18 protein-coding genes are annotated in these 19,124 nt (G+C 72.1%); 9 read left to right on the top strand and 9 right to left on the bottom strand.

All coding sequences use genetic code 11. The features are described from left to right. Positions 1-31: 31 nt before the first annotated feature. From ACZ7DL_RS03190 to ACZ7DL_RS03180, 3 genes are all read left to right on the top strand, one after another. Entirely contained in the window at positions 32-1,231 is a 1,200-nt protein-coding gene (locus ACZ7DL_RS03190; RefSeq protein WP_470770973.1) for a LolA family protein, read from the top strand. Between the two features lie 70 nt (positions 1,232-1,301). Beyond that, on the top strand, positions 1,302-2,399 hold the full coding sequence (locus ACZ7DL_RS03185; protein WP_470770971.1) for an ABC transporter ATP-binding protein: 1,098 nt from the start codon (positions 1,302-1,304) through the stop codon (positions 2,397-2,399). Beyond that, positions 2,386-3,270 (top strand): ABC transporter permease, encoded by an 885-nt coding sequence (locus ACZ7DL_RS03180; RefSeq protein ID WP_470770970.1) that lies wholly within the window; start codon positions 2,386-2,388, stop codon positions 3,268-3,270. Before ACZ7DL_RS03185 ends, ACZ7DL_RS03180 begins: the two co-directional genes overlap by 14 nt. On the opposite strand, the gene ACZ7DL_RS03175 is transcribed toward ACZ7DL_RS03180, so the two are convergent. Continuing rightward, on the bottom strand, positions 3,267-3,878 hold the full coding sequence (locus ACZ7DL_RS03175; RefSeq protein WP_470770968.1) for a flavodoxin family protein: 612 nt from the start codon (positions 3,876-3,878) through the stop codon (positions 3,267-3,269). The genes ACZ7DL_RS03180 and ACZ7DL_RS03175 overlap by 4 nt on opposite strands. 191 nt (positions 3,879-4,069) lie before the next feature. Between ACZ7DL_RS03175 and ACZ7DL_RS03170 the strand changes: the two genes are divergently transcribed. Further along, the gene (locus tag ACZ7DL_RS03170) at positions 4,070-5,269 is read left to right on the top strand and encodes a hypothetical protein (protein WP_470770966.1); all 1,200 of its coding nucleotides are present in this window, start codon (positions 4,070-4,072) and stop codon (positions 5,267-5,269) included. 30 nt (positions 5,270-5,299) lie between these two features. Here the strand turns inward: ACZ7DL_RS03170 and ACZ7DL_RS03165 are convergent, their stop codons facing one another. The 3 genes from ACZ7DL_RS03165 to ACZ7DL_RS03155 all read right to left on the bottom strand — a co-directional run bounded on the left by ACZ7DL_RS03165 (position 5,300) and on the right by ACZ7DL_RS03155 (position 7,875). Further along, a complete protein-coding gene (locus ACZ7DL_RS03165) occupies positions 5,300-5,767 on the bottom strand; it encodes a VOC family protein (RefSeq protein ID WP_470770965.1) in 468 nt (155 codons plus the stop codon). Positions 5,768-5,818: 51 nt separating this feature from the next. Beyond that, the gene (gene rarD, locus ACZ7DL_RS03160) at positions 5,819-6,775 is read right to left on the bottom strand and encodes an EamA family transporter RarD (protein WP_470770963.1); all 957 of its coding nucleotides are present in this window, start codon (positions 6,773-6,775) and stop codon (positions 5,819-5,821) included. 245 nt (positions 6,776-7,020) lie between these two features. Continuing rightward, complete coding sequence (locus ACZ7DL_RS03155; RefSeq protein ID WP_470770961.1) at positions 7,021-7,875, bottom strand: SDR family oxidoreductase; 855 nt, start codon at positions 7,873-7,875, stop codon at positions 7,021-7,023. Between the two features lie 91 nt (positions 7,876-7,966). Between ACZ7DL_RS03155 and ACZ7DL_RS03150 the strand changes: the two genes are divergently transcribed. Then, positions 7,967-8,374, top strand: coding sequence for a winged helix-turn-helix transcriptional regulator (locus ACZ7DL_RS03150; protein WP_470770959.1), 408 nt, complete (start codon positions 7,967-7,969; stop codon positions 8,372-8,374). Between the two features lie 13 nt (positions 8,375-8,387). On the opposite strand, the gene ACZ7DL_RS03145 is transcribed toward ACZ7DL_RS03150, so the two are convergent. The 5 genes from ACZ7DL_RS03145 to ACZ7DL_RS03125 form a co-directional block, all read right to left on the bottom strand. Continuing rightward, on the bottom strand, positions 8,388-9,449 hold the full coding sequence (locus tag ACZ7DL_RS03145) for a 2-oxoacid:ferredoxin oxidoreductase subunit beta (protein WP_470770956.1): 1,062 nt from the start codon (positions 9,447-9,449) through the stop codon (positions 8,388-8,390). After that, entirely contained in the window at positions 9,442-11,370 is a 1,929-nt protein-coding gene (locus tag ACZ7DL_RS03140; protein WP_470770954.1) for a 2-oxoacid:acceptor oxidoreductase subunit alpha, read from the bottom strand. The genes ACZ7DL_RS03145 and ACZ7DL_RS03140 overlap by 8 nt, the downstream gene beginning before the upstream one ends. Positions 11,371-11,641: 271 nt before the next feature. Beyond that, positions 11,642-12,301 carry a LuxR C-terminal-related transcriptional regulator gene (locus ACZ7DL_RS03135; protein WP_470771201.1) on the bottom strand — a complete coding sequence of 220 codons (660 nt, stop codon included), beginning with the start codon at positions 12,299-12,301 and terminating at the stop codon, positions 11,642-11,644. A 260-nt stretch (positions 12,302-12,561) separates the two neighbouring features. Then, positions 12,562-13,899: a sensor histidine kinase gene (locus ACZ7DL_RS03130; RefSeq protein WP_470770952.1), complete on the bottom strand. Its 1,338-nt coding sequence runs from the start codon at positions 13,897-13,899 to the stop codon at positions 12,562-12,564. 295 nt (positions 13,900-14,194) lie between these two features. Next, positions 14,195-15,421 (bottom strand): sensor histidine kinase, encoded by a 1,227-nt coding sequence (locus tag ACZ7DL_RS03125; RefSeq protein WP_470770949.1) that lies wholly within the window; start codon positions 15,419-15,421, stop codon positions 14,195-14,197. Positions 15,422-15,651: 230 nt separating this feature from the next. Between ACZ7DL_RS03125 and ACZ7DL_RS03120 the strand changes: the two genes are divergently transcribed. The 4 genes from ACZ7DL_RS03120 to ACZ7DL_RS03105 are packed head-to-tail and all read left to right on the top strand — an operon-like array spanning position 15,652 to position 19,122. Beyond that, positions 15,652-16,071 (top strand): NADH-quinone oxidoreductase subunit A, encoded by a 420-nt coding sequence (locus ACZ7DL_RS03120; RefSeq protein ID WP_470770947.1) that lies wholly within the window; start codon positions 15,652-15,654, stop codon positions 16,069-16,071. Next, a complete protein-coding gene (locus tag ACZ7DL_RS03115; RefSeq protein ID WP_470770945.1) occupies positions 16,062-16,718 on the top strand; it encodes an NADH-quinone oxidoreductase subunit B in 657 nt (218 codons plus the stop codon). The genes ACZ7DL_RS03120 and ACZ7DL_RS03115 overlap by 10 nt, the downstream gene beginning before the upstream one ends. Further along, positions 16,715-18,157 carry an NADH-quinone oxidoreductase subunit C gene (locus ACZ7DL_RS03110; RefSeq protein ID WP_470770944.1) on the top strand — a complete coding sequence of 481 codons (1,443 nt, stop codon included), beginning with the start codon at positions 16,715-16,717 and terminating at the stop codon, positions 18,155-18,157. Before ACZ7DL_RS03115 ends, ACZ7DL_RS03110 begins: the two co-directional genes overlap by 4 nt. Beyond that, entirely contained in the window at positions 18,154-19,122 is a 969-nt protein-coding gene (locus ACZ7DL_RS03105) for a complex I subunit 1/NuoH family protein (protein ID WP_470770942.1), read from the top strand. Before ACZ7DL_RS03110 ends, ACZ7DL_RS03105 begins: the two co-directional genes overlap by 4 nt. Positions 19,123-19,124 lie beyond the last annotated feature (2 nt).

The raw sequence follows: 19,124 nt of genomic DNA, 5'->3' as shown, positions 1-19,124 counted from the left end.
AGCCGCCGCCGACGACGGAGGTAAGGCACACATGGCACCGTACGAATCCGACGACGCAGTGGACGCCGCGCGGGACGAAGCCCCGCGCTCCGGCCGGCGCAAAGCCGCCCGGTACGCCGTCCCGGTCGCGGTGGTGGGGGTGGCGGCGGCCACGATCGGGCTGGTCCCGGCGCTCGCCGACTCCGGCGACCCCGACCTCCCGAAGATCAGCGCACAGCAGCTCATCGAGAAGATCGCCAAGTCGGACGTGCAGCAGCTGTCCGGCACGGTGAAGACAAGCACCGACCTCGGCCTGCCCGACCTCGGCGGCTTGGAGAACAGCCTTGCCTCGGGGGCGGGCCAGGGCTCCGGTGACGGTTCCTCCGCCGAACCGCAGGCCAAGCTCACCGAGCTGGTCACCGGCACGCACACCCTGCGCGTCGCCGCGGACGGTCCCGACCGGCAGAAGCTGTCGCTGCTGGAGAGCGGCGCCGAGTACAGCATGATCCACGACGGCAAGGACGTCTGGGGCTACGACAGCAAGAGCAACGAGGTCTACCACTCGACCGCGGCCGGCTCCGGCAAGGACCGCGCGGCCGAGCCGCCCGCCACGCCCAAGGACTTCGCCGACGAGGCCCTGAAGTCGGTGGACGACACCACGTCCGTCACCGTCGACGGCACCGCCCAGGTCGCCGGACGCGACGCCTACAAACTGCTGATCCGGCCCAAGCAGTCCGGCACCACGATCGGCGCCATCAGCATCGCCGTGGACGCGAAGACCGGCCTGCCGCTGAAGTTCACGCTGACCCCGAAGAGCGGCGGCGCCGCCGTGTTCGACGCGGGCTTCACCCAGGTCTCCTTCGCCGAACCGGCCGCCTCCACCTTCGACTTCACCCCGCCCAAGGGCGCGAAGGTCACCGAGGAGAAGGACGGGGCCCAGGCCCGGGAGCACGCCCCGAAGCACGGCGAGGACTTCACCGAGGGCCTGACCGGGCTGAACGTCCTCGGCAAGGGCTGGACGTCCGTCGCCGCCTTCGACACCGGTGCCAAGGGCGGCCTGCCGACCGGCTCCGCGGGCGGTGACCTCGGCGGCTTCCTCGGCTCGCTCGGCGACCAGGTCTCCGGCACGTTCGGCAAGGGCACGGTCTTCTCCACCCGCCTGGTCAACGCCCTGATCACCGAGGACGGCAAGGTCTACGCCGGCGCGGTGACCAAGGACACCCTGGTGAAGGCGGCCGACGCGGGGAAGTGACCCCCTCCGGGCACTACGGACCGTGACCGTACGTTGACCCTTCACGGGGGCACGAACCGAGGGGGAGCCGATGGACGAACCGTCCGCCGCGGAGCGCGGTCCGGGGGACGCGCCGGAGCGTGCGCCCGGAGACGCGCGGGGGCGTGGCTCGGCGGCCGCACCGGCGCCCGATCCCGGTGACGCGCCGGAGCGCGAGCCGGCCGCCGGCCTGCCGGAGACCGATCCGGCGGAGGCCCGGGCCGTTGTGATCGCCACGCGCGGTCTCACCAAGCGCTACCGCGGCGGACAGCTCGCCGTGGACGGACTCGACCTGACCGTCCCGGCGGGCAGCGTCTTCGGCTTCCTCGGTCCGAACGGCTCCGGCAAGACCACCACCATTCGCATGCTGATGGGCCTGATCGAGCCGACCGCGGGCACGGTCCGGGTGCTGGGCCGGCTCATGCCGCGGGCGGCCCGTACGGTCCTTCCGCAGGTCGGCGCGCTCATCGAGGGCCCCGCCCTGTACGGCTTCCTCTCGGGACGCGACAACCTGCTCCGCTACGACGCCGCCGACCCGACCGCCGACCCGCGCACCCGGCGCGCCCGCGTGGCCGCGGCCCTGGACCGGGTCGGCCTCGCGGCCGCCGCGGGCAAGAAGGCGAAGGCGTACTCGCTCGGCATGAAACAGCGCCTGGGGCTGGCCGCCGCGCTGCTCCAGCCGCGCAGACTGCTCGTCCTGGACGAGCCCACCAACGGCCTCGACCCGCAGGGCATGCGGGAGATCCGCTCCCTGATCAGGGAGCTGGCCGCCGACGGTACGACCGTCTTCCTCTCCTCCCACCTGCTCGACGAGATCGAGCAGGTGTGCACGCACGCGGCGGTCATGGCGCAGGGCCGGCTCGTCACCCAGGGCGCGGTGGCCGACCTGGCGGCCGGGGCGCGCGGCCGGCTGGTGGTGACCACCCCGGACACGGCCGAGGCGGCCCGGGTGCTGAAGGAACTGGGCGTCGGCGATGTGACCGCCGACGGCGACCGGGTCACCGGCGAACCGCCCGAGAGGGACCTCGCCGAGGTGACCGCGGCCCTGGTCACCGCGGGCGTCCGCGTCCGCGGACTCACTCTCGAACGGGCCTCCCTGGAGGACGCGTTCGTGGCGCTGACCGGGGAGGGCTTCGATGTCGCGGGCTGACGTGCTCCCCGAGGGCGCGGTGCGCCGGCCCAGCCCCCTGTGGGCCCTCGGGCTGCTGCGCAGCGAGCTGGTCACCACCGTCCGCCGCTGGCGCACGCTCGCCCTGCTCGGTGTGCTGGCCGCGGTGCCGGTGCTGGTCGGCATCGCGGTGAAGATCGAGACGCGGGGCGGCGCGCCGGTGGGCGGGGGGAACGGCGAGGGCCCGGCGTTCATCACCCAGATCACCAACAACGGTCTGTTCCTGGTGTTCACCGCACTGGCCGCGACCCTGCCGTTCTTCCTGCCGATGGCCGTCGGCGTCGTCGCGGGCGATGCGATAGCCGGGGAGGCGGGCACGGGCACCCTGCGCTATCTGCTGGTCGCCCCGGCCGGCCGCACCCGGCTGCTGCTCACCAAGTACACGACCGTGATGGCCTTCTGTGTGCTGGCCACCCTGGTCGTCGCCACCTCCGCGCTGATCGTCGGCGCGCTGCTCTTCCCGCTGGGTGAGCTGACGACGATCTCCGGCACCCGGATCAGCTTCGCCGAGGGACTCGGCCGCGCCCTGCTGATCGCCCTGGTCGTCGCGGCCTCACTGGTCGGCGTCGCGGCCCTCGGCCTGTTCGTGTCGACCCTCACCAACAGCGGTGTCGCGGCGATGGCGACCACGGTCGGCCTGCTCATCACCGTGCAGATAGTCGACCAGATACCCCAGCTGCACGCGGTGCAGCCGTACGTGTTCTCGCACTACTGGCTGTCCTTCGCCGACCTGATGCGCGACCCCGTCTACTGGGACGACCTGGTGAAGAACCTCGGTCTCCAGGCCTTGTACGCGGCCGTGTTCGGCTCGGCGGCCTGGGCGCGGTTCACGGCGAAGGACATCAGCGCCTAGCCCTGTACGCCGGTCCGGACGCCGTCGGTCTCGTACGGGAAGCGCGCGAGGGGCGCGTCCTGCGCGAAGAACGTCTTGGCGTGCGCCAGCGCAGTGGTGTCCTTCCGTACGTCACCGGGTGCGCTGCCGTTGCCGAGCAGGACTCCGCCGAAGCGCATCTTCAGGTAGGCGGCCGAGTTGTTGAGCGTGCCGACGTACGGGTCGGCGACCGACGGCTCGTCGTCGGCCAGCGCGGCGATGCCCCAGAGGGTGCGGCCGGCCATCGTCGCCTTGAAGTCGACGCCCGGGGTGCGCAGCCAGGCCGACCAGTAGTCCAGGTAGCGCTTGGTGAGGCTGGACACCGAGTACCAGTACAGCGGCGAGGCGATCACGACGTCCGTCGCCGCGAGCGTGGCGTCCAGCAGCAGGCCGGCCGGGGTGTCCGAGGACGGCCGGGCGTGGTCGCTGTCGTGCCGCAGGTCCGCGAAGTCGGGCAGCGGGTGGTCGGCGAGGCGGATCCAGCGCTGTTCGACGTCGGCGGGCAGCTGGGCGGCGGCCTCGCGGGCCAGCAGCTCGGTGTTGCCCGCGTCACGGGCGCTGCCCAGGACGAAAAGGAAGCGGCGGCTCATGGGTCCCCCAGGTGTGTCACGTACCGCGAATAAAGGCGCGTGCATTTTATGCACATGCAAGCAAGATTTACCAGGGCGTGGCTGGTGCGAGGCTGTGACGTCGCGGTGACGTGGAATCCGGAGGGAGCCGACACACTGGTGGGCAGGACGCGTACGACCGGATCGCGACGCCGGGGGAGTGAGGAACACCGATGGCCGGACTCAGCTTCGAGAAGAAGCGGGCGCAGCAGCCCGTCGGGCATCCGGCGGCGGTGTCCGTCCGGGTGTTCGGCACGGGCGGTGCGTCGGTGGGCGGGACGCAGGTCGTGGCGGCACCGGGCGAGGAGATCCAGCAGGCCGTGCTGAACCATCTCCAGCGCCTCGCCATCAGCGTCGGCACCCCCATACGGGCCACCATCCACGACGACCGCGCGGGCTGCGTCGTTCCCCTGGAGGTCTCCGCGGACGGCTCCAGCCGGGTGACGGGGGCGGCGGTACGCGTGACCAAGCCGGCACCGTGGCCGGTCGCCGCGACGCCGGGGACCGCGCAGGCCCCGACCGGGCAGTTCGGCCCGGCGCCCATGATGGGCGCGGCTTCGAGGGTGGCGGCGACGGACACGCGCGCGAGGGCGGCCACGACGGGCACGTCCACGATCGACGCGCCCGAGAGCGCCACACCCGCGATCGACGCGCCCGTGGAGGACGCGCACACCACGGACACCCAGCACCCCGCCGGCCCGGCCGCGGACGCCCGCGCTTCGGACGCCCGTGCTTCGGACACCCACGCTCCGGACGCCCGTGCTTCGGACACCCACGCTCCGGACATCTACGCCCCGCTCACCGCCGTACCGTCGGAGGCGCCCGGTGCCACTCATACCCCGGCCCGTGGGTTCGACGCGGTCGCCGAGGAGGTGCTCGGTGACGGGCCGCTGACCGAGACCGCCGAGGGTGCGGAACTGCTCACCGAGCCGATGAGCCGGATCAACGAGGCCGTACGGGCGGGCCGTATCGACGCGGCGGCGGAACTCGCCGACCGTACGCTCGCCGAGGCGACCGCCGTGCTCGGCCCGCGCCACGCCGAGGTGCTGCACCTGCGCGAACTGTGCGCCTACATCGCCTACTTGGCGGGCGACCCGGTGCGCGCCTTCGAGCTCTCCCTGGACCTCGCCCGGCTGCGCCGCCAGGCCCGGGACGGGGAGGCCGCCTACGGCAACGTACAGAGCGCGGCGACCGCCTGGCGTGCGGTGCGCGACCCCGAGGAGGGGCTGCGCCTGGGCCGCGACCTGATCGAGCTGTGGACGGAACTCACCGCCGAGCCGGGACCCGCCGCCGAGGATCCGCGCCCGCTGGAGTCCGCCCGCGCCCGCATGGTCCGCCTCACCGACCGCGCGGCCCGCGCCGCCCAGCCGTAGCACCGCCGGGCCGCGACGACCGCCGCACGCCTACTGCACGCAGAACTCGTTGCCCTCCGGATCCGCCATCAGCACCCACTGTCCCGCGGGTTCGTCCACCTCCCGCAGGACCCGGGCGCCCAGCGCCTGAAGCCGTGTCACCTCGTCGTCGCGCCGGTCCGGGCCGGGATGGAGGTCGAGATGGAGCCGGTTCTTCCCGGTCTTCGGCTCCGGCACCCGCTGGAACAGCAGCCGCCGCCCGAGCCCGGTGCCGGTGTCCGGGTCGTACGGGTCGTCGGGGTGCCGTACGGCGATCAGGTCACGGAAGGCGGCCCGCCCGTGGTACTCGACGGTGGCCTCCCCGGGCAGCGCGCCGAAGGACAGCAGTCGTTCCACGAGGGCGCTGTTGTCCTCGGCCGTGTAGTGCAGAGCGGCGGCCCAGAAGTCGGCCTGGGCGTGCGGGTCGGCCGCGTCGATGACGAGCTTCCAGTGCAGCGGCGCGGGGGACGGTGTGGTCATGACCACCACTTATAGCCGCGCCGGTCGGCGGACGCGGCGGTTCCGTGAGGGTCAGGCGTCCGCCGGAGCCGAGGCGGGAGTCTCGACGGCGCGGGCCGCCGGCACGGTGAGCCGTTCCGGCCGTCGCGCGGAGCGCAGCGCGTCGCCCGTGAGCAGGAGCAGCGCCAGCCAGACCAGCGCGAACCCGGCCCACCGCTCGGCCGGCATGGCCTCGTGGAAGTACACGACACCGAGCATGAACTGGAAGAGCGGGGCCATGTACTGGAGCAGGCCCAGCGTGGAAAGGGGCACGCGGATCGCCGCCGCGCCGAAGCAGACCAAGGGGAGGGCGGTGACGATGCCGGTGGAGGCGAGCAGGGCGGCATGACCGGTGCCGTCGTTCACGAAGCTGGCGTCGCCGTGCGCGATCAGCCACGCCAGATAGCCGAGTGCCGGCAGGAACTGGATCGCGGTCTCGGCGGCCAGCGACTCGACACCGCCGAGGTCGACCTTCTTCTTGACCAGCCCGTAGGTGGCGAAGGAGAAGGCCAGGCAGAGCGAGATCCACGGCGGGCGGCCGTAGCCGAGGGTCAGGACGACGACGGCGGCGAGGCCGATTCCGACCGCCGCCCACTGCACGCGCCGCAGCCGCTCCTTGAGGAGGAGTACGCCCATCGCGATGGTGACCAGCGGATTGATGAAGTAGCCGAGCGAGGCCTCGACGACGTGCCCGGCGTTCACCGCCCAGATGTAGACGCCCCAGTTCACGGTGATGACACCGGCCGCCACGGCGACCAGGCCGAGCCGCCGCGGCTGGCGCAGCAGCTCGCCGGCCCAGGCCCAGCGGCGCACGAAGAGCAGCGCCACGCCGACGAACACCAGGGACCACACCATGCGGTGGGCCAGGATCTCCACGGCACCGGCCGGTTTGAGCAGGGGCCAGAAGAGGGGGACCAGCCCCCACATCCCGTAGGCGGCGAAGCCGTTCAGCAGACCTATGCGGTGCTCATTGCTGGACGTTCCGGCCACGGCTCCTCCTTCTCGCCCGCGCATCCGGTGTGCATGCGTGAGAACGAAGGTAGCGCCGGGTGCCGGTGGCTGTCATGTTCGTACCGGCATACGGTCATGACAGCCCGGCGCGCACCCGCATCCCGAGGCCGGCCGCCCCGGCCTTCCGCCCTTGACCGCCGGGTTTCAGCGGCCGGGGGGCGTAAAGCGGCGGCCGGGGGCGTAAGCGCTGCGCTTCGGCGACCGCGGGCGTGAGCGGCCGGGCTTCAGCCCTTGAGCGCGGCGCTGACGGCCTCCGCCAGCGGCGTGGCCGGGCGGCCGATCAGCCGGGACAGGTCGCCGGAGGAGACGACCAGCTCGCCCTTCTCGATCGAGGCCTCCGTACCGGCGAGGATCCCGGCCAGCGGCGCGGGCAGCCCGGCGCCGGTCAGGATGCCGGTGTACGTCTCCACCGAGACCGGGGTGTAGACGATCTCCTCACCGGTCTGCCGGCTCAGCTCGGCCGCGTACTCGGCGAAGCTCCACGCCTCGTCGCCGCCCAGCTCGTACGTCGTGTTCTCGTGCCCCTCGCCGGTCAGCACCGCGACCGCGGCGGCCGCGTAGTCGGCGCGGGAGGCTGAGGAGACCCGGCCGTTACCGGCGGCCTGGACGACCGCGCCGTGCTCCAGCACCGGCGCCAGGTTCTCGGTGTAGTTCTCGTGGTACCAGCCGTTGCGCAGCAGGCTGTACGGCAGACCGGAGGCGAGCAGCACCTCCTCGGTGGCCCGGTGGTCGTCGGCCAGGGCGGCCGTCAGGGTGGCCGGGGCGCTGGTGTAGGCGAGCAGGGCCACGCCGGCCGCCTCGGCCGCGTCGATGACGACCTTGTGCTGCCGCACCCGGCCCCTGTCGAACTCGTTGCCGGAGATCAGCAGGACCTTGTCACCGGCGGCGAACAGGCCGTCGAAGGTCTCGGGCGCGTTGTAGTCGGCGACGGCCAGCCGCACTCCGCAGGCGGCGAGGCCGGCGGCCCTCGCCTCGTTGCGCACGACGGCGGTGACCTGCGCGGCCGGGATCTTCTCCAGCAGCTGCTCGACGACGTGACGGCCGAGGTGTCCGGTGGCTCCGGTGACGACGATGCTCATGGTTCGCAACTCCTTGTCCGGTGGGTATGTCACTCACCCTAGGAGCTGCACTAACCAAACGAAAGTACCCACTTTGAAGTAAGGTACTGGTATGTCGGTAAGTGGAAAAACGGCGGCGGAAGCCGAGGCGCTCTGCCCCTACCGCCTCGTGCTGGAACACGTCACCAGCCGCTGGGGCGTCCTCGTCCTCGTGGAACTGCTCGAGCGGCCGTACCGGTTCAGCGAGCTGCGCCGGGCGATCAGCGGCTACGGCGGCCGGGGCGTCAGCGAGAAGATGCTCACCCAGACCCTTCAGACGCTGGAGCGCGACGGCCTGGTCCACCGGGACGCCAAGCCGGTCATCCCGCCCCGCGTCGACTACTCGCTCACCGCGCTCGGCCGTGAGGCGGCGGAGCAGGTCCGGGTCCTCACCCGGTGGACGCACGACCGCATGGACGAGGTGGAGCGGGCCCGCCGGGCATACGACGAGGCCCGGGAAATCCAGTCCCGGGCCTCGTGAATCATCAACGGAATCAGCCGACGACCGTCCAGGTGTCGCCGCCGGCCAGCAGCGCGGCCAGGTCGCCCTTGCCGTGCTGCACGACCGCCGTGTCGAGCTGGTCGGCCATCTGGACGTCGTAGACCGGCCGCTCGACGGAGCGGAACACCCCGATCGGGGTGTGGTGCAAGGTGTCCGGGTCGGCCAGCCGGGACAGGGCGAAGGCGGTGGTGGGCGACGCGGCACCGGCGTCGTGCACCAGCACGTCGGCCTCGTTCTCCGGGGTCACCGTCACCACCTTCAGGTCACCGGTCTGCCGGTCGCGTACGACGCCTCTCGCCCCGCCGGCACCGAAGCGGATCGGCTGCCCGTGCTCCAGCCGGATCAGCGCCTCCTCAGCCTGCTGCTTGTCCTTCAGGGAGTCGAAGGCGCCGTCGTTGAAGATGTTGCAGTTCTGGTAGATCTCGATCAGGGCCGTGCCCGGGTGGTCGGCGGCGGCGCGCAGCACCTCGGTCAGGTGCTTGCGGTCGGAGTCGATCGTGCGGGCCACGAAGGACGCCTCCGCGCCGATCGCCAGCGACACCGGGTTGAACGGCGCGTCCAGCGAACCCATCGGCGTCGACTTGGTGATCTTGCCGACCTCGGAGGTCGGGGAGTACTGGCCCTTGGTCAGGCCGTAGATCCGGTTGTTGAACAGCAGGATCTTCAGGTTGACGTTGCGGCGCAGGGCGTGGATGAGGTGGTTGCCGCCGATCGACAGCGCGTCGCCGTCGCCGGTGACCACCCACACGCTCAGGTCGCGGCGGGAGGAGGCGAGACCGGTCGCGATCGCCGGGGCGCGGCCGTGGATGGAGTGCATCCCGTAGGTGTTCATGTAGTACGGGAAGCGGGAGGAGCAGCCGATGCCGGAGACGAAGACGATGTTCTCGCGCGCGAGACCCAGCTCCGGCATGAAGCCCTGTACGGCCGCGAGGATCGCGTAGTCACCGCAGCCCGGGCACCAGCGCACCTCCTGGTCCGACTTGAAGTCCTTCATCGACTGCTTGGCCTCGGCCTTGGGGACCAGCTGGAGCAGCCCGTGGGTGGCGTCAGTCATCGATGGCCTCCTTCAGCGCCGCGGCGAGCTGTTCCGCCTTGAACGGCATGCCGTTGACCTGGTTGTAGGAGTGGGCGTCGACCAGGTACTTCGCCCGGATCAGAGTGGCGAGCTGCCCGAGGTTCATCTCGGGGATCACGACCTTGTCGTAGCTCTTCAGGACCGTGCCGAGGTTGCGCGGGAAGGGGTTGAGGTGGCGCAGATGGACCTGGGCGATGGACTCGCCGGCCGCGCGCAGCCGCCGTACCGCCGCCGTGATCGGACCGTAGGTGGAGCCCCAGCCGAGGACCAGGGTCCGGGCGCCGTGCGGGTCGTCCACCTCGACGTCCGGTACGTCGATGCCGTCGATCTTGGCCTGGCGGGTGCGGACCATGAAGTCGTGGTTGGCCGGGTCGTAGGAGATGTTGCCCGTGCCGTCCTGCTTCTCGATGCCGCCGATGCGGTGCTCCAGGCCCGGGGTGCCCGGGATCGCCCACGGCCGGGCCAGGGTCTGCGGGTCCCGCTTGTACGGCCAGAAGACCTCGGTGCCGTCCTCCAGCGTGTGGTTCGGACCGGAGGCGAACTGCACCCGCAGGTCGGGCAGCTCGTCCAGGTCGGGGATGCGCCAAGGCTCGGACCCGTTGGCCAGATAGCCGTCCGACAGCAGCATCACCGGCGTGCGGTACGTCAGCGCGATCCGGGCCGCCTCCAGCGCGGCGTCGAAGCAGTCCGCCGGGGTCCTCGGAGCGACCACCGGCACCGGCGCCTCGCCGTTGCGGCCGTACATCGCCTGGAGCAGGTCGGCCTGCTCGGTCTTGGTCGGCAGACCCGTCGACGGGCCGCCGCGCTGGATGTCCACCACCAGCAGGGGCAGCTCCAGCGAGACAGCGAGACCGATCGTCTCCGACTTCAGCGCCACACCCGGCCCCGAGGTCGTCGTCACCGCCAGCGAGCCGCCGAACGCCGCGCCCAGCGCCGCGCCGATGCCCGCGATCTCGTCCTCGGCCTGGAAGGTGCGGACGCCGAAGTTCTTGTGCTTGCTCAGCTCGTGCAGGATGTCCGAGGCCGGCGTGATCGGGTACGACCCCAGGTACAGCGGCAGATCCGCCTGCCGGGACGCCGTGATCAGGCCGTAGGCCAGGGCGAGGTTGCCGGAGATGTTCCGGTAGGTGCCGACCGGGAAGGCCTTGGCGGCGGGGGCGACCTCGTAGGAGACCGCGAAGTCCTCGGTCGTCTCGCCGAAGTTCCAGCCCGCGCGGAACGCGGCGATGTTGGCGGCGGCGATGTCCGGCTTCTTCGCGAACTTCGACTTCAGGAACTTCTCGGTGCCCTCGGTGGGCCGGTGGTACATCCAGCTCAGCAGGCCCAGCGCGAACATGTTCTTGCTGCGCTCGGCCTCCTTGCGGGAGAGGTCGAACTCCTTCAGCGCCTCGACGGTGAGCGTCGTCAGCGGCACCGGGTGGAGGTTGTAGCCGTCGAGGGAGCCGTCCTCCAGCGGATCACTGGCGTAGCCGACCTTCTGCAGGGCGCGCTTGGTGAACTCGTCGGTGTTGACGATGATCTCGGCCCCGCGCGGGAGGTCGCCGAGATTGGCCTTCAGAGCGGCCGGGTTCATCGCGACCAGGACGTTCGGCGCGTCTCCCGGGGTGAGGATGTCGTGGTCGGCGAAGTGGAGCTGGAACGACGAGACACCCGGCAGGGTGCCGGCGGGAGCACGGATCTCGGCGGGGAAATTGGGGAGGGTGGAGAGGTCGTTGCCGAAGGAAGCGGTCTCCGAGGTGAACCGGTCACCGGTGAGCTGCATTCCGTCACCCGAGTCCCCCGCGAACCGGATGATCACCCGGTCCAGGCGCCGCACGTCTTTCGTGCCGCCTGGTTTGCGCTGCTCTCCCACGACCGATCCGTCGGTCTGCTCCGCTGGGCTGCTGACCTGGCTGGTCACTGAACTGGACCTCCTTCGAGGCGGCTGTCCGGGGAGTGGTCGTCCCACGGACCATCCCAGGATCAACCCTACGTCGGTTAGGGTCGCCTTCCCGAGGTCATCCGTGGATTGGATGAATTTCGAGATGGCCTGTCGCGCTGACTTCACATCATGTCCCGTGGCGCCTAAGCCTCGATAAAGGCGCTCCGGCCCTCTCCTCCGGGGCCCGCGGTGCGCGGAAGCCGGAGGGGCCGGCGCGGCGCCGGCCCCGCGCCTGAACCGGGTCGTCCGGCTAAGAGTTCAGGTAGGTGAGAACGGCCAGAACTCGCCGGTGGTCCCCCTCGCTCGGGGCCAGGCCGAGCTTCAGGAAGATGTTGCTGACGTGCTTTTCCACGGCACCGTCGCTCACCACCAGCTGCCGGGCGATGGCCGAGTTCGTCCGCCCCTCCGCCATCAGCCCGAGCACCTCGCGCTCGCGCGGGGTCAGCCCCGCCAGCACGTCCTGCTTGCGGCTGCGGCCGAGCAGCTGCGCGACCACCTCCGGGTCCAGCGCCGTACCGCCCTCGGCCACCCGCACCACCGCGTCCACGAACTCCCGTACGTCCGCGACCCGGTCCTTGAGCAGATAGCCCACGCCCCGGCTCGAACCGGCCAGCAGCTCGGTGGCGTAGCGCTCCTCCACGTACTGCGACAGCACGAGCACCCCGAGTCCCGGGTGCCGCCCGCGCAGCAGTACGGCCGCCCGGACGCCTTCGTCCGTGTGTGTCGGCGGCATCCGTACGTCGGCCACGACCACGTCGGGCAGCTCGCCCCGGTCCGCCAGCTCCGAGATGGTCTTCACCAGCGCGTCCGCGTCGCCGACGCCGGCCACGACGTCGTGCCCGCGGTCGGTCAACAACCGGGTCAGGCCCTCTCTGAGCAGCACCGAGTCCTCGGCGATGACCACCCGCACCCTGTCCTCCACGATCCTTCGGCTCCCCACGGCCCGATCCGCGGCACGCCGCCCCTGCGTGCGTCCGCGACGTGCGCGTCTGTGACGTGCCCGTCGTGACGCGCCCGCTCGTGCGTGCGTCCGCGGTGTCCCCGTCGTCCGTGACGCGCATGGTCCGTGCGGCGCGTTCGTGACGTCCTACGAAGGACCAGCATTCCAGGATTCGCGCCGGACCGCCGCCGTACCGGGAGGAATACCGGGCGGCCGGCGCCGGCCGCCCGTCAGGAGCGCCAGGGAAGTTCCGCGATCACCCGGGTGGGACCGCCGGCGGGGGAGTCCACTATGAGGACGCCGTCCACCGCGTCCAGGCGGCTGGCCAGGCCGGCCAGGCCGGAGCCTCGGGAGGCGTCGGCGCCGCCCACGCCGTCGTCGGTCACCTGGAGCATCAGCCGGTCCTCCGCGCGCCAGACGTCCACCGAGGCGGAGCGCGCCCGGCTGTGCTTGCTGATGTTCTGGAGCAGCTCGGAGACGGTGAAGTAGGCGATGCCCTCGATGGCCGCCGCCGGCCGGGCCGGCAGGTCGACGTCCACCGTCACCGGCACCGTGCAGCGGGAGGCGACGGCGGACAGGGCCGCGTCCAGGCCGCGGTCGGTCAGCACGGCCGGATGGATGCCCCGGGCCAGGTCGCGCAGCTCCTGGAGGGCCGTCTTCACCTCGCCGTGCGCCTCCTCCACCATCCGCGCCGCCGATCGCGGGTCCTCCCGCAGCTTCTCCTTCGCCAGCCCCAGGTCCATCGCCAGTCCCACCAGCCGCGCCTGGGCACCGTCGTGCAGGTCCCGCTCGATGCGCCGCAGGTCGGCGGCGGCGGTGTCGACCACGGCTCCCCGGTCCGACTCCAGCTCCACCACCCGCGCCGACAGCGGCGACGGCCCGAGCAGCCCGCGCACCAGCAGCCCGTCCACGGTCGTCAGGGCCCGGACGAGCCACGGCGTGACCAGCGTGAACACCAGTCCGATCAGGGCGGTCACGGTGATCTCGAAGGGGTTGTCGAGGAAGACGCTGTGGTGGGCGTCGCCGTACAACTGGAGACCGCCCTGGCCCGCGTACGCCGGAAACACCCAGAACCACAGCGGATAGCTCAGCAGCACCCAGCCGCAGGTCCAGAAGCTCACCGCCACCGAGAACGAGAACACCGCCCACGGGAACTGCACCAGCGCGTACAGCGCGTGCCGCCAGGAGGTGCCGCTCTTGAGTACCGCGCCCATCCAGGCCAATGCACCCGGCTTGCGCACCCGCAGCGGCTCCGGGCCGGCCACCTCCAGACCGAGCAGCCCGCGCGCCCGCGCCCGCTCCAGCACGCCGAAGCCCCGGCAGCCGGCCAGCGCCGCCGCCAGCACCGGGATGCCGAGGAAGGTCACCAGCAGGCCCGCGCCGAGCGCGACCATCGTCACCGTCCAGGTGAACAGCACGACGGAGACCGGCAGGCTCAGCAGCACATAGGCGAACTCGCGCCAGCTGCGCGCCGCGAACGGCGCCCGCAGCGCGGCGGGCAGCCGGTAGCCGGTCCCGGCCGTGTGCCCGTGCCCGGGTCCGTACCCGTGTCCGTACTCCATGGCCATCGATGTCGTCCCGTTCTCCTCGTCCGAGCGGCGGTTCAGCCGTGACTCCAGAGTCGTCCGAGCACGCCTCCCGGGCCATGGAGGCCGTCGGCGTCTTGAGCGGGGGGTTTTCCCCACCTCGGCGCTGCGCGGGGTGCCGTGGGGCGTTGTGGTGGTGCCCTACGCGCGCGTGTGCCTGTGATCCGTCCGTGCTGTGCGCGCACGCGCGCGTACGGGTGAATCACGTCTCCACATGTCCCTCCCACGCGCGCGGGGGAGAGATGGGTCCCATGCGTGCGTGGTGGGCCGCGTGCGGCTACTCCTGCCGGTCCCGCCAGGGCAGTTCCGCGGTGACCACCGTCGGGCCGCCGGCCGGGGAGTGGACCACGAACAGGCCGTCCACCGCGCCCAGCCGCTCCGCCAGGCCCCGCATGCCGCTGCCGCCGTCCAGCCGGGCGCCGCCCCGGCCGTCGTCCCGGACCTGGAGGAGCAGCCGGTGCTCCGTACGCCACACGTCGACCGAAGCGGTCCGGGCCCCGCTGTGCTTGCTGACGTTCTGGAGCAGCTCGGAGACGGTGAAGTAGGCGATGCCCTCGATGGCCGCCGCCGGCCGGGCCGGCAGGTCCACGGCCACCGTCACCGGCACCGTGCAGCGCGAGGCGACGGCCGACAGGGCCGCGTCCAGGCCGCGGTCCGTGAGCACGGCCGGATGGATGCCCCGGGCCAGGTCGCGCAGCTCCTGGAGAGCCAGCTTCACCTCGCCGTGCGCCTCCTCCACCATGGCCGCCGCGGTGTCGGGGTCCTCCAGCAGCTTCTCCTTGGCCAGGCCGAGCCCCATGGCCAGGTTGACCAGCCGCGCCTGGGCACCGTCGTGCAGGTCCCGCTCGATGCGCCGCAGGTCGGCGGCGGCCGTGTCGACCACGATCCCGCGGTCGGACTCCAGTTCGGCGATCCGGCGCTCCAGCTCGTCCGAGGGCGACAGCAGCCCGCGCACCATCATCCGGTCCAGGTTCGCCAGCCCCCGGACCAGATACGGCAGCACCGGCCACAGCACGAACAGCGAGGTCAGCACGGTGCAGAAGGTGAGGATGCCCCAGGGAAGGCGGACGGCCTCGTACAGCAGCGTCCGCCAGCCCACCGGGTCCTTCAGCGCCATCCACAGCCGCTGCACCGGGCCCCCGCCCTTGGCGAGCGGCAGCGGCGTCGGCTCCTCCACCCGTACCCCGAGCAGGGTCCGGGCCCGGGACCGTTCCAGCTTCCCCAGCTGCCGGGCGCCCAGCAGGCACAGCGCGAGCAGCGGCAGACCGATCACGGTGAGGGTGAGGGTGCCGCCGACCGCCAGCACGGTGAACGCGTACGTGAATCCGAACACCGCCACCGGCAGGTTCAGCAGGAGATGGGCGATCTCCTTCCAGGTGTGCGCGTCGTAGGCCGGCCGGGGCGGAGGCAGCCGGTCGGTGCCGTGCGTGCCGAGCGTGCCGTGCGTGCCGTCGTGTCGGTCGGTGGCGCCGGTCCGGTCGGCGGCGGGGCTGGGAGCGGTCATGCTGATCAGCCTGCCGTGGGCGGCACCTCTCACGCCATGCGGTATGCCGCCCTCCGCCGACGGGGGAAAACCCCACCCGGGCGGTGCCACGCCACGCTCGGCGCGTCTCACGGTGTGACGGGCTGCTTACCGGTTCTTTATCAGGGCCTAGACTCCCGTGCGTACAGATCCTCGAATCATGTCGCAGCAGAACACTCAAGGTCACGAGTTCAGAGAGCGAGGGACGGACGGTGCGGGAGACGTTGGCGGACTCGTCGTTCGCCGCGGCGAACGTCGTCGCGGCCGGTTACTTCCGGTCCTACTCGGTGGTCGGACTGCTCGCCCTGCTCGGCGTGCTCTTCGTCGCGGTCGCCTTCGGCGCCGGCCGCCTGCTGCGCCCGGTCGTGCCGACCCCGGAGAAACTGCTCACCTACGAGTGCGGTGTCGACCCCGTCGGCGAGGGCTGGGCCCACACCCAGGTCCGCTACTACGTCTACGCCTTCCTGTACGTGATCTTCGCGGTCGACTCGATCTTCCTGTTCCCCTGGGCGACGGTCTTCGCCGCTCCCGGCTACGGCGCCACGACCCTCGTGGAGATGTTCATCTTCCTCGGCTTCCTCGCCGTAGGCCTGCTGTACGCATACAAGAAGGGCGTCCTGGCATGGACGTGAACCCGGACCCCGTCCACCTGCCCGAGCCGAAGCAGCTGGGTGCCCTGGCCCGCCTGGCCCCCGAGCCCATGAAGGTGGTCCTGAACTGGGGCCGCCGCTACTCGCTCTGGGTGTTCAACTTCGGCCTGGCCTGCTGCGCGATCGAGTTCATCGCCGCGTCGATGGCCCGTCACGACTTCATCCGGCTCGGCGTCATCCCGTTCGCGCCCGGCCCCCGCCAAGCCGACCTGATGGTGGTGTCGGGCACGGTGACGGACAAGATGGCCCCGGCCGTCAAGCGCCTGTACGAGCAGATGCCCGAGCCGAAGTACGTCATCTCCTTCGGCGCCTGCTCCAACTGCGGCGGCCCCTACTGGGACTCGTACTCGGTCACCAAGGGCGTCGACCAGATCATCCCGGTGGACGTGTACGTCCCCGGCTGCCCGCCGCGTCCCGAGGCGCTGCTCCAGGGCATCCTCAAGCTCCAGGAGAAGATCGCCCGCGAGTCGCTGGACGAGCGGTACGGCGACCTTCCCCGGCCGTCCGCCGCCGCTCTCCAGAGCGGCCTGGTGAAGCCCCCGGCCCCCGGTCCGGATTCCCTTTCCGCTTCGGATTCCGCTCCGGATCCCGCTTCTGGTTCCGCTTCGTCCGAGGGGGAGGCCCGATGAGCACGGCCGGCTGGCTGCCCGCCCCCGCCGAGGAACTCTTCGGCACGGACGCCACGGCCGAGGAGTCGTACGACCTGCTGACCGTGGACGTACCGCCGTCCTCCTGGCTCACCGCCCTGGAGACGGCCCGTACGACCCTGTCCTGCACCTACTTCGACTGGCTGAGCGCGGTCGACGAACCGGGCACGGGCTTTTGCGTCTCCGCGCACGTCGTCGCCCTGAACCCGGTGCGCCGCCTCCTCGTCCGTACGACGGTCCCGCACGAGGCCCCGGCCCTGCCCTCCGCCGTCGGCGTCTACGCGGGCGCCGCCTGGCACGAGCGCGAGACCCACGAGATGTTCGGCGTCGTCTTCGAGGGCCACCCGGGGCTGGAGCACCTGCTGCTCCCCGAGAACTTCGAGGGCCACCCGCTGCGCAAGGACTTCGTCCTCGCCGCCCGCGTCGCCAAGGCCTGGCCGGGCGCGAAGGAGCCCGGGGAGCCTGCGGCGGGCGCGGCGCACGGCCCCAAGCGCCGCCAGATGCTGCCCCCGGGCGTGCCCGACCCCAACGAGTGGGGCCCGCTGAAGGGCCAGCTGCCGCCGGCCCCGGCCCGTCCGGCCAGGGCGGCCGGGCGCGCGGCGGCGGACCGCCCGGCCCGCGCGGCCGGCGACCGTCCGGTACGGCGCACCCGCTCGGCATCGGAGGGCTCGGCCAGCCAGGCGGCCCAGCCGGCCCAGCCGGGCCAGGTGGAAGAGGCTGGTGCTGGTGCCGGTGCCCGGCCGCGTCGGACGCGGAGTGCGAGCGAGGGCTCGGTGAGCCAGCAGACGGCGCGCGCCGAGGACGCGGCGACGCGCAAGCAGGCCGCGGCCGAGGATGACGCCACCCGGGCGGCGGCGGAGGGGCCGGCGGAGGGTCCGGCCGCCGAGGCCTCGGTGGCCCACGAGCCCGGCCCGGCGCCCGCACCCGCACGGCCGCACCGCGCGCGCAGCGCCTCGGAAGGCTCGGCGTCCCAGCGCACCCGGACACCGGAACCGGCCTCGCAGGAACCGACGGAAGCGAGGGAACCGACGGGACCGGCCGAAGCGGGACCCGCGGGGGGACCTGCGGGTACGGCCGCGCCGGAGCCGGAGGCTCCGGCCGAACCGGACGCCTCCGCCCGCCCCACCCGCCGGAGCACGGCCCCGCGCAGCTCGGACGCCCCGTGGCACCACGCCCGCCCGGCCTTCGACGAGCCGGAAGGCACTCCCGAGTCCGGGCAGTCTCCCGAACCCGGGCTTCACGAGGACCAGGCACCGGCGGACGAGCCGGACCGAGCACACGCACCGGGGCCGCAGCAGGCGCCCGGGACCCACCCCGCCGCGCCCGAGCCGCGCCCCGCCGCGCCCGAGCCGCGCCCCGCCGCGCCCGAGCACACCGAAGACCCGAGCACCCCCGACGACCCCACAGGAGGCCCGCAGTGAACGACGTGCTGGACGTCGCTCTGCGACTCCTGGTCGTCTTCGTCGTCTTCCTCACCTTCCCGCTCATCGTCGGCCAGACCGAGCACAAGGTGATGGCGCACATGCAGGGCCGCCTCGGCCCTATGTACGCGGGCGGCTTCCACGGCTGGGCCCAGCTCATCGCCGACGGCGTGAAGTTCGCGCAGAAGGAGGACGTGGTCCCGGCGGGCGCCGACCGCCGCGTCTTCCAGCTCGCCCCCGCCGTCGCCCTGCTGCCGTACCTCCTCGTCCTGCTCGCCGTCCCGATCGGCCCGAGCGAGGGCGCCGTCGGCCAGGTCGTGGACGCCGGCGTGTTCTTCGTACTCGCGGTGATGGGCGTCGGCGTGCTCGGCTCGCTGATGGCCGGCTGGGCCAGCGCCAACAAGTTCTCCCTGCTCGGCGGCCTGCGCACGGCCGCCCAGCTGCTCGCCTACGAACTCCCGATGCTGCTGGCGGCGGCCTCGGTCGCGATGGCGGCGGGCACGGTCTCCCTGCCCGGGATCCTGCACGCCTTCCACTGGTGGTGGGTGCCGTGGCAGATCGTCGGCGCGATCGTCTTCTTCACCGCCGGTCTCGCGGAACTCCAACGCCCGCCGTTCGACATGCCGGTCGCCGACTCGGAGATCATCTTCGGCGCGTACACCGAGTACACCGGCCTGCGCTTCGCCCTGTTCCTGCTCGCCGAGTACGCCGGCATCGTCGTGCTGTGCGGCCTGACCACCGTCCTCTTCCTGGGCGGCTGGCACGGCCCATGGGGCGCCGACGGCCTCGGCTGGGTCTGGACCCTGCTGAAGACCGCGATCCTCGCCTTCCTGGTCATCTGGCTCCGCGTGACCTACCCCCGGCTGCGCGAGGACCAGCTCCAGAAGCTCTCCTGGACCCTCCTCGTCCCTCTCTCCCTCGCCCAGATCGCCCTCACCGGCATCGTCAAGGTGGTGATCCAGTAACC

Source organism: Streptomyces sp. NPDC036984 (assembly GCF_055607665.1).
This window is presented reverse-complemented; position numbering and strand designations above follow the sequence as displayed.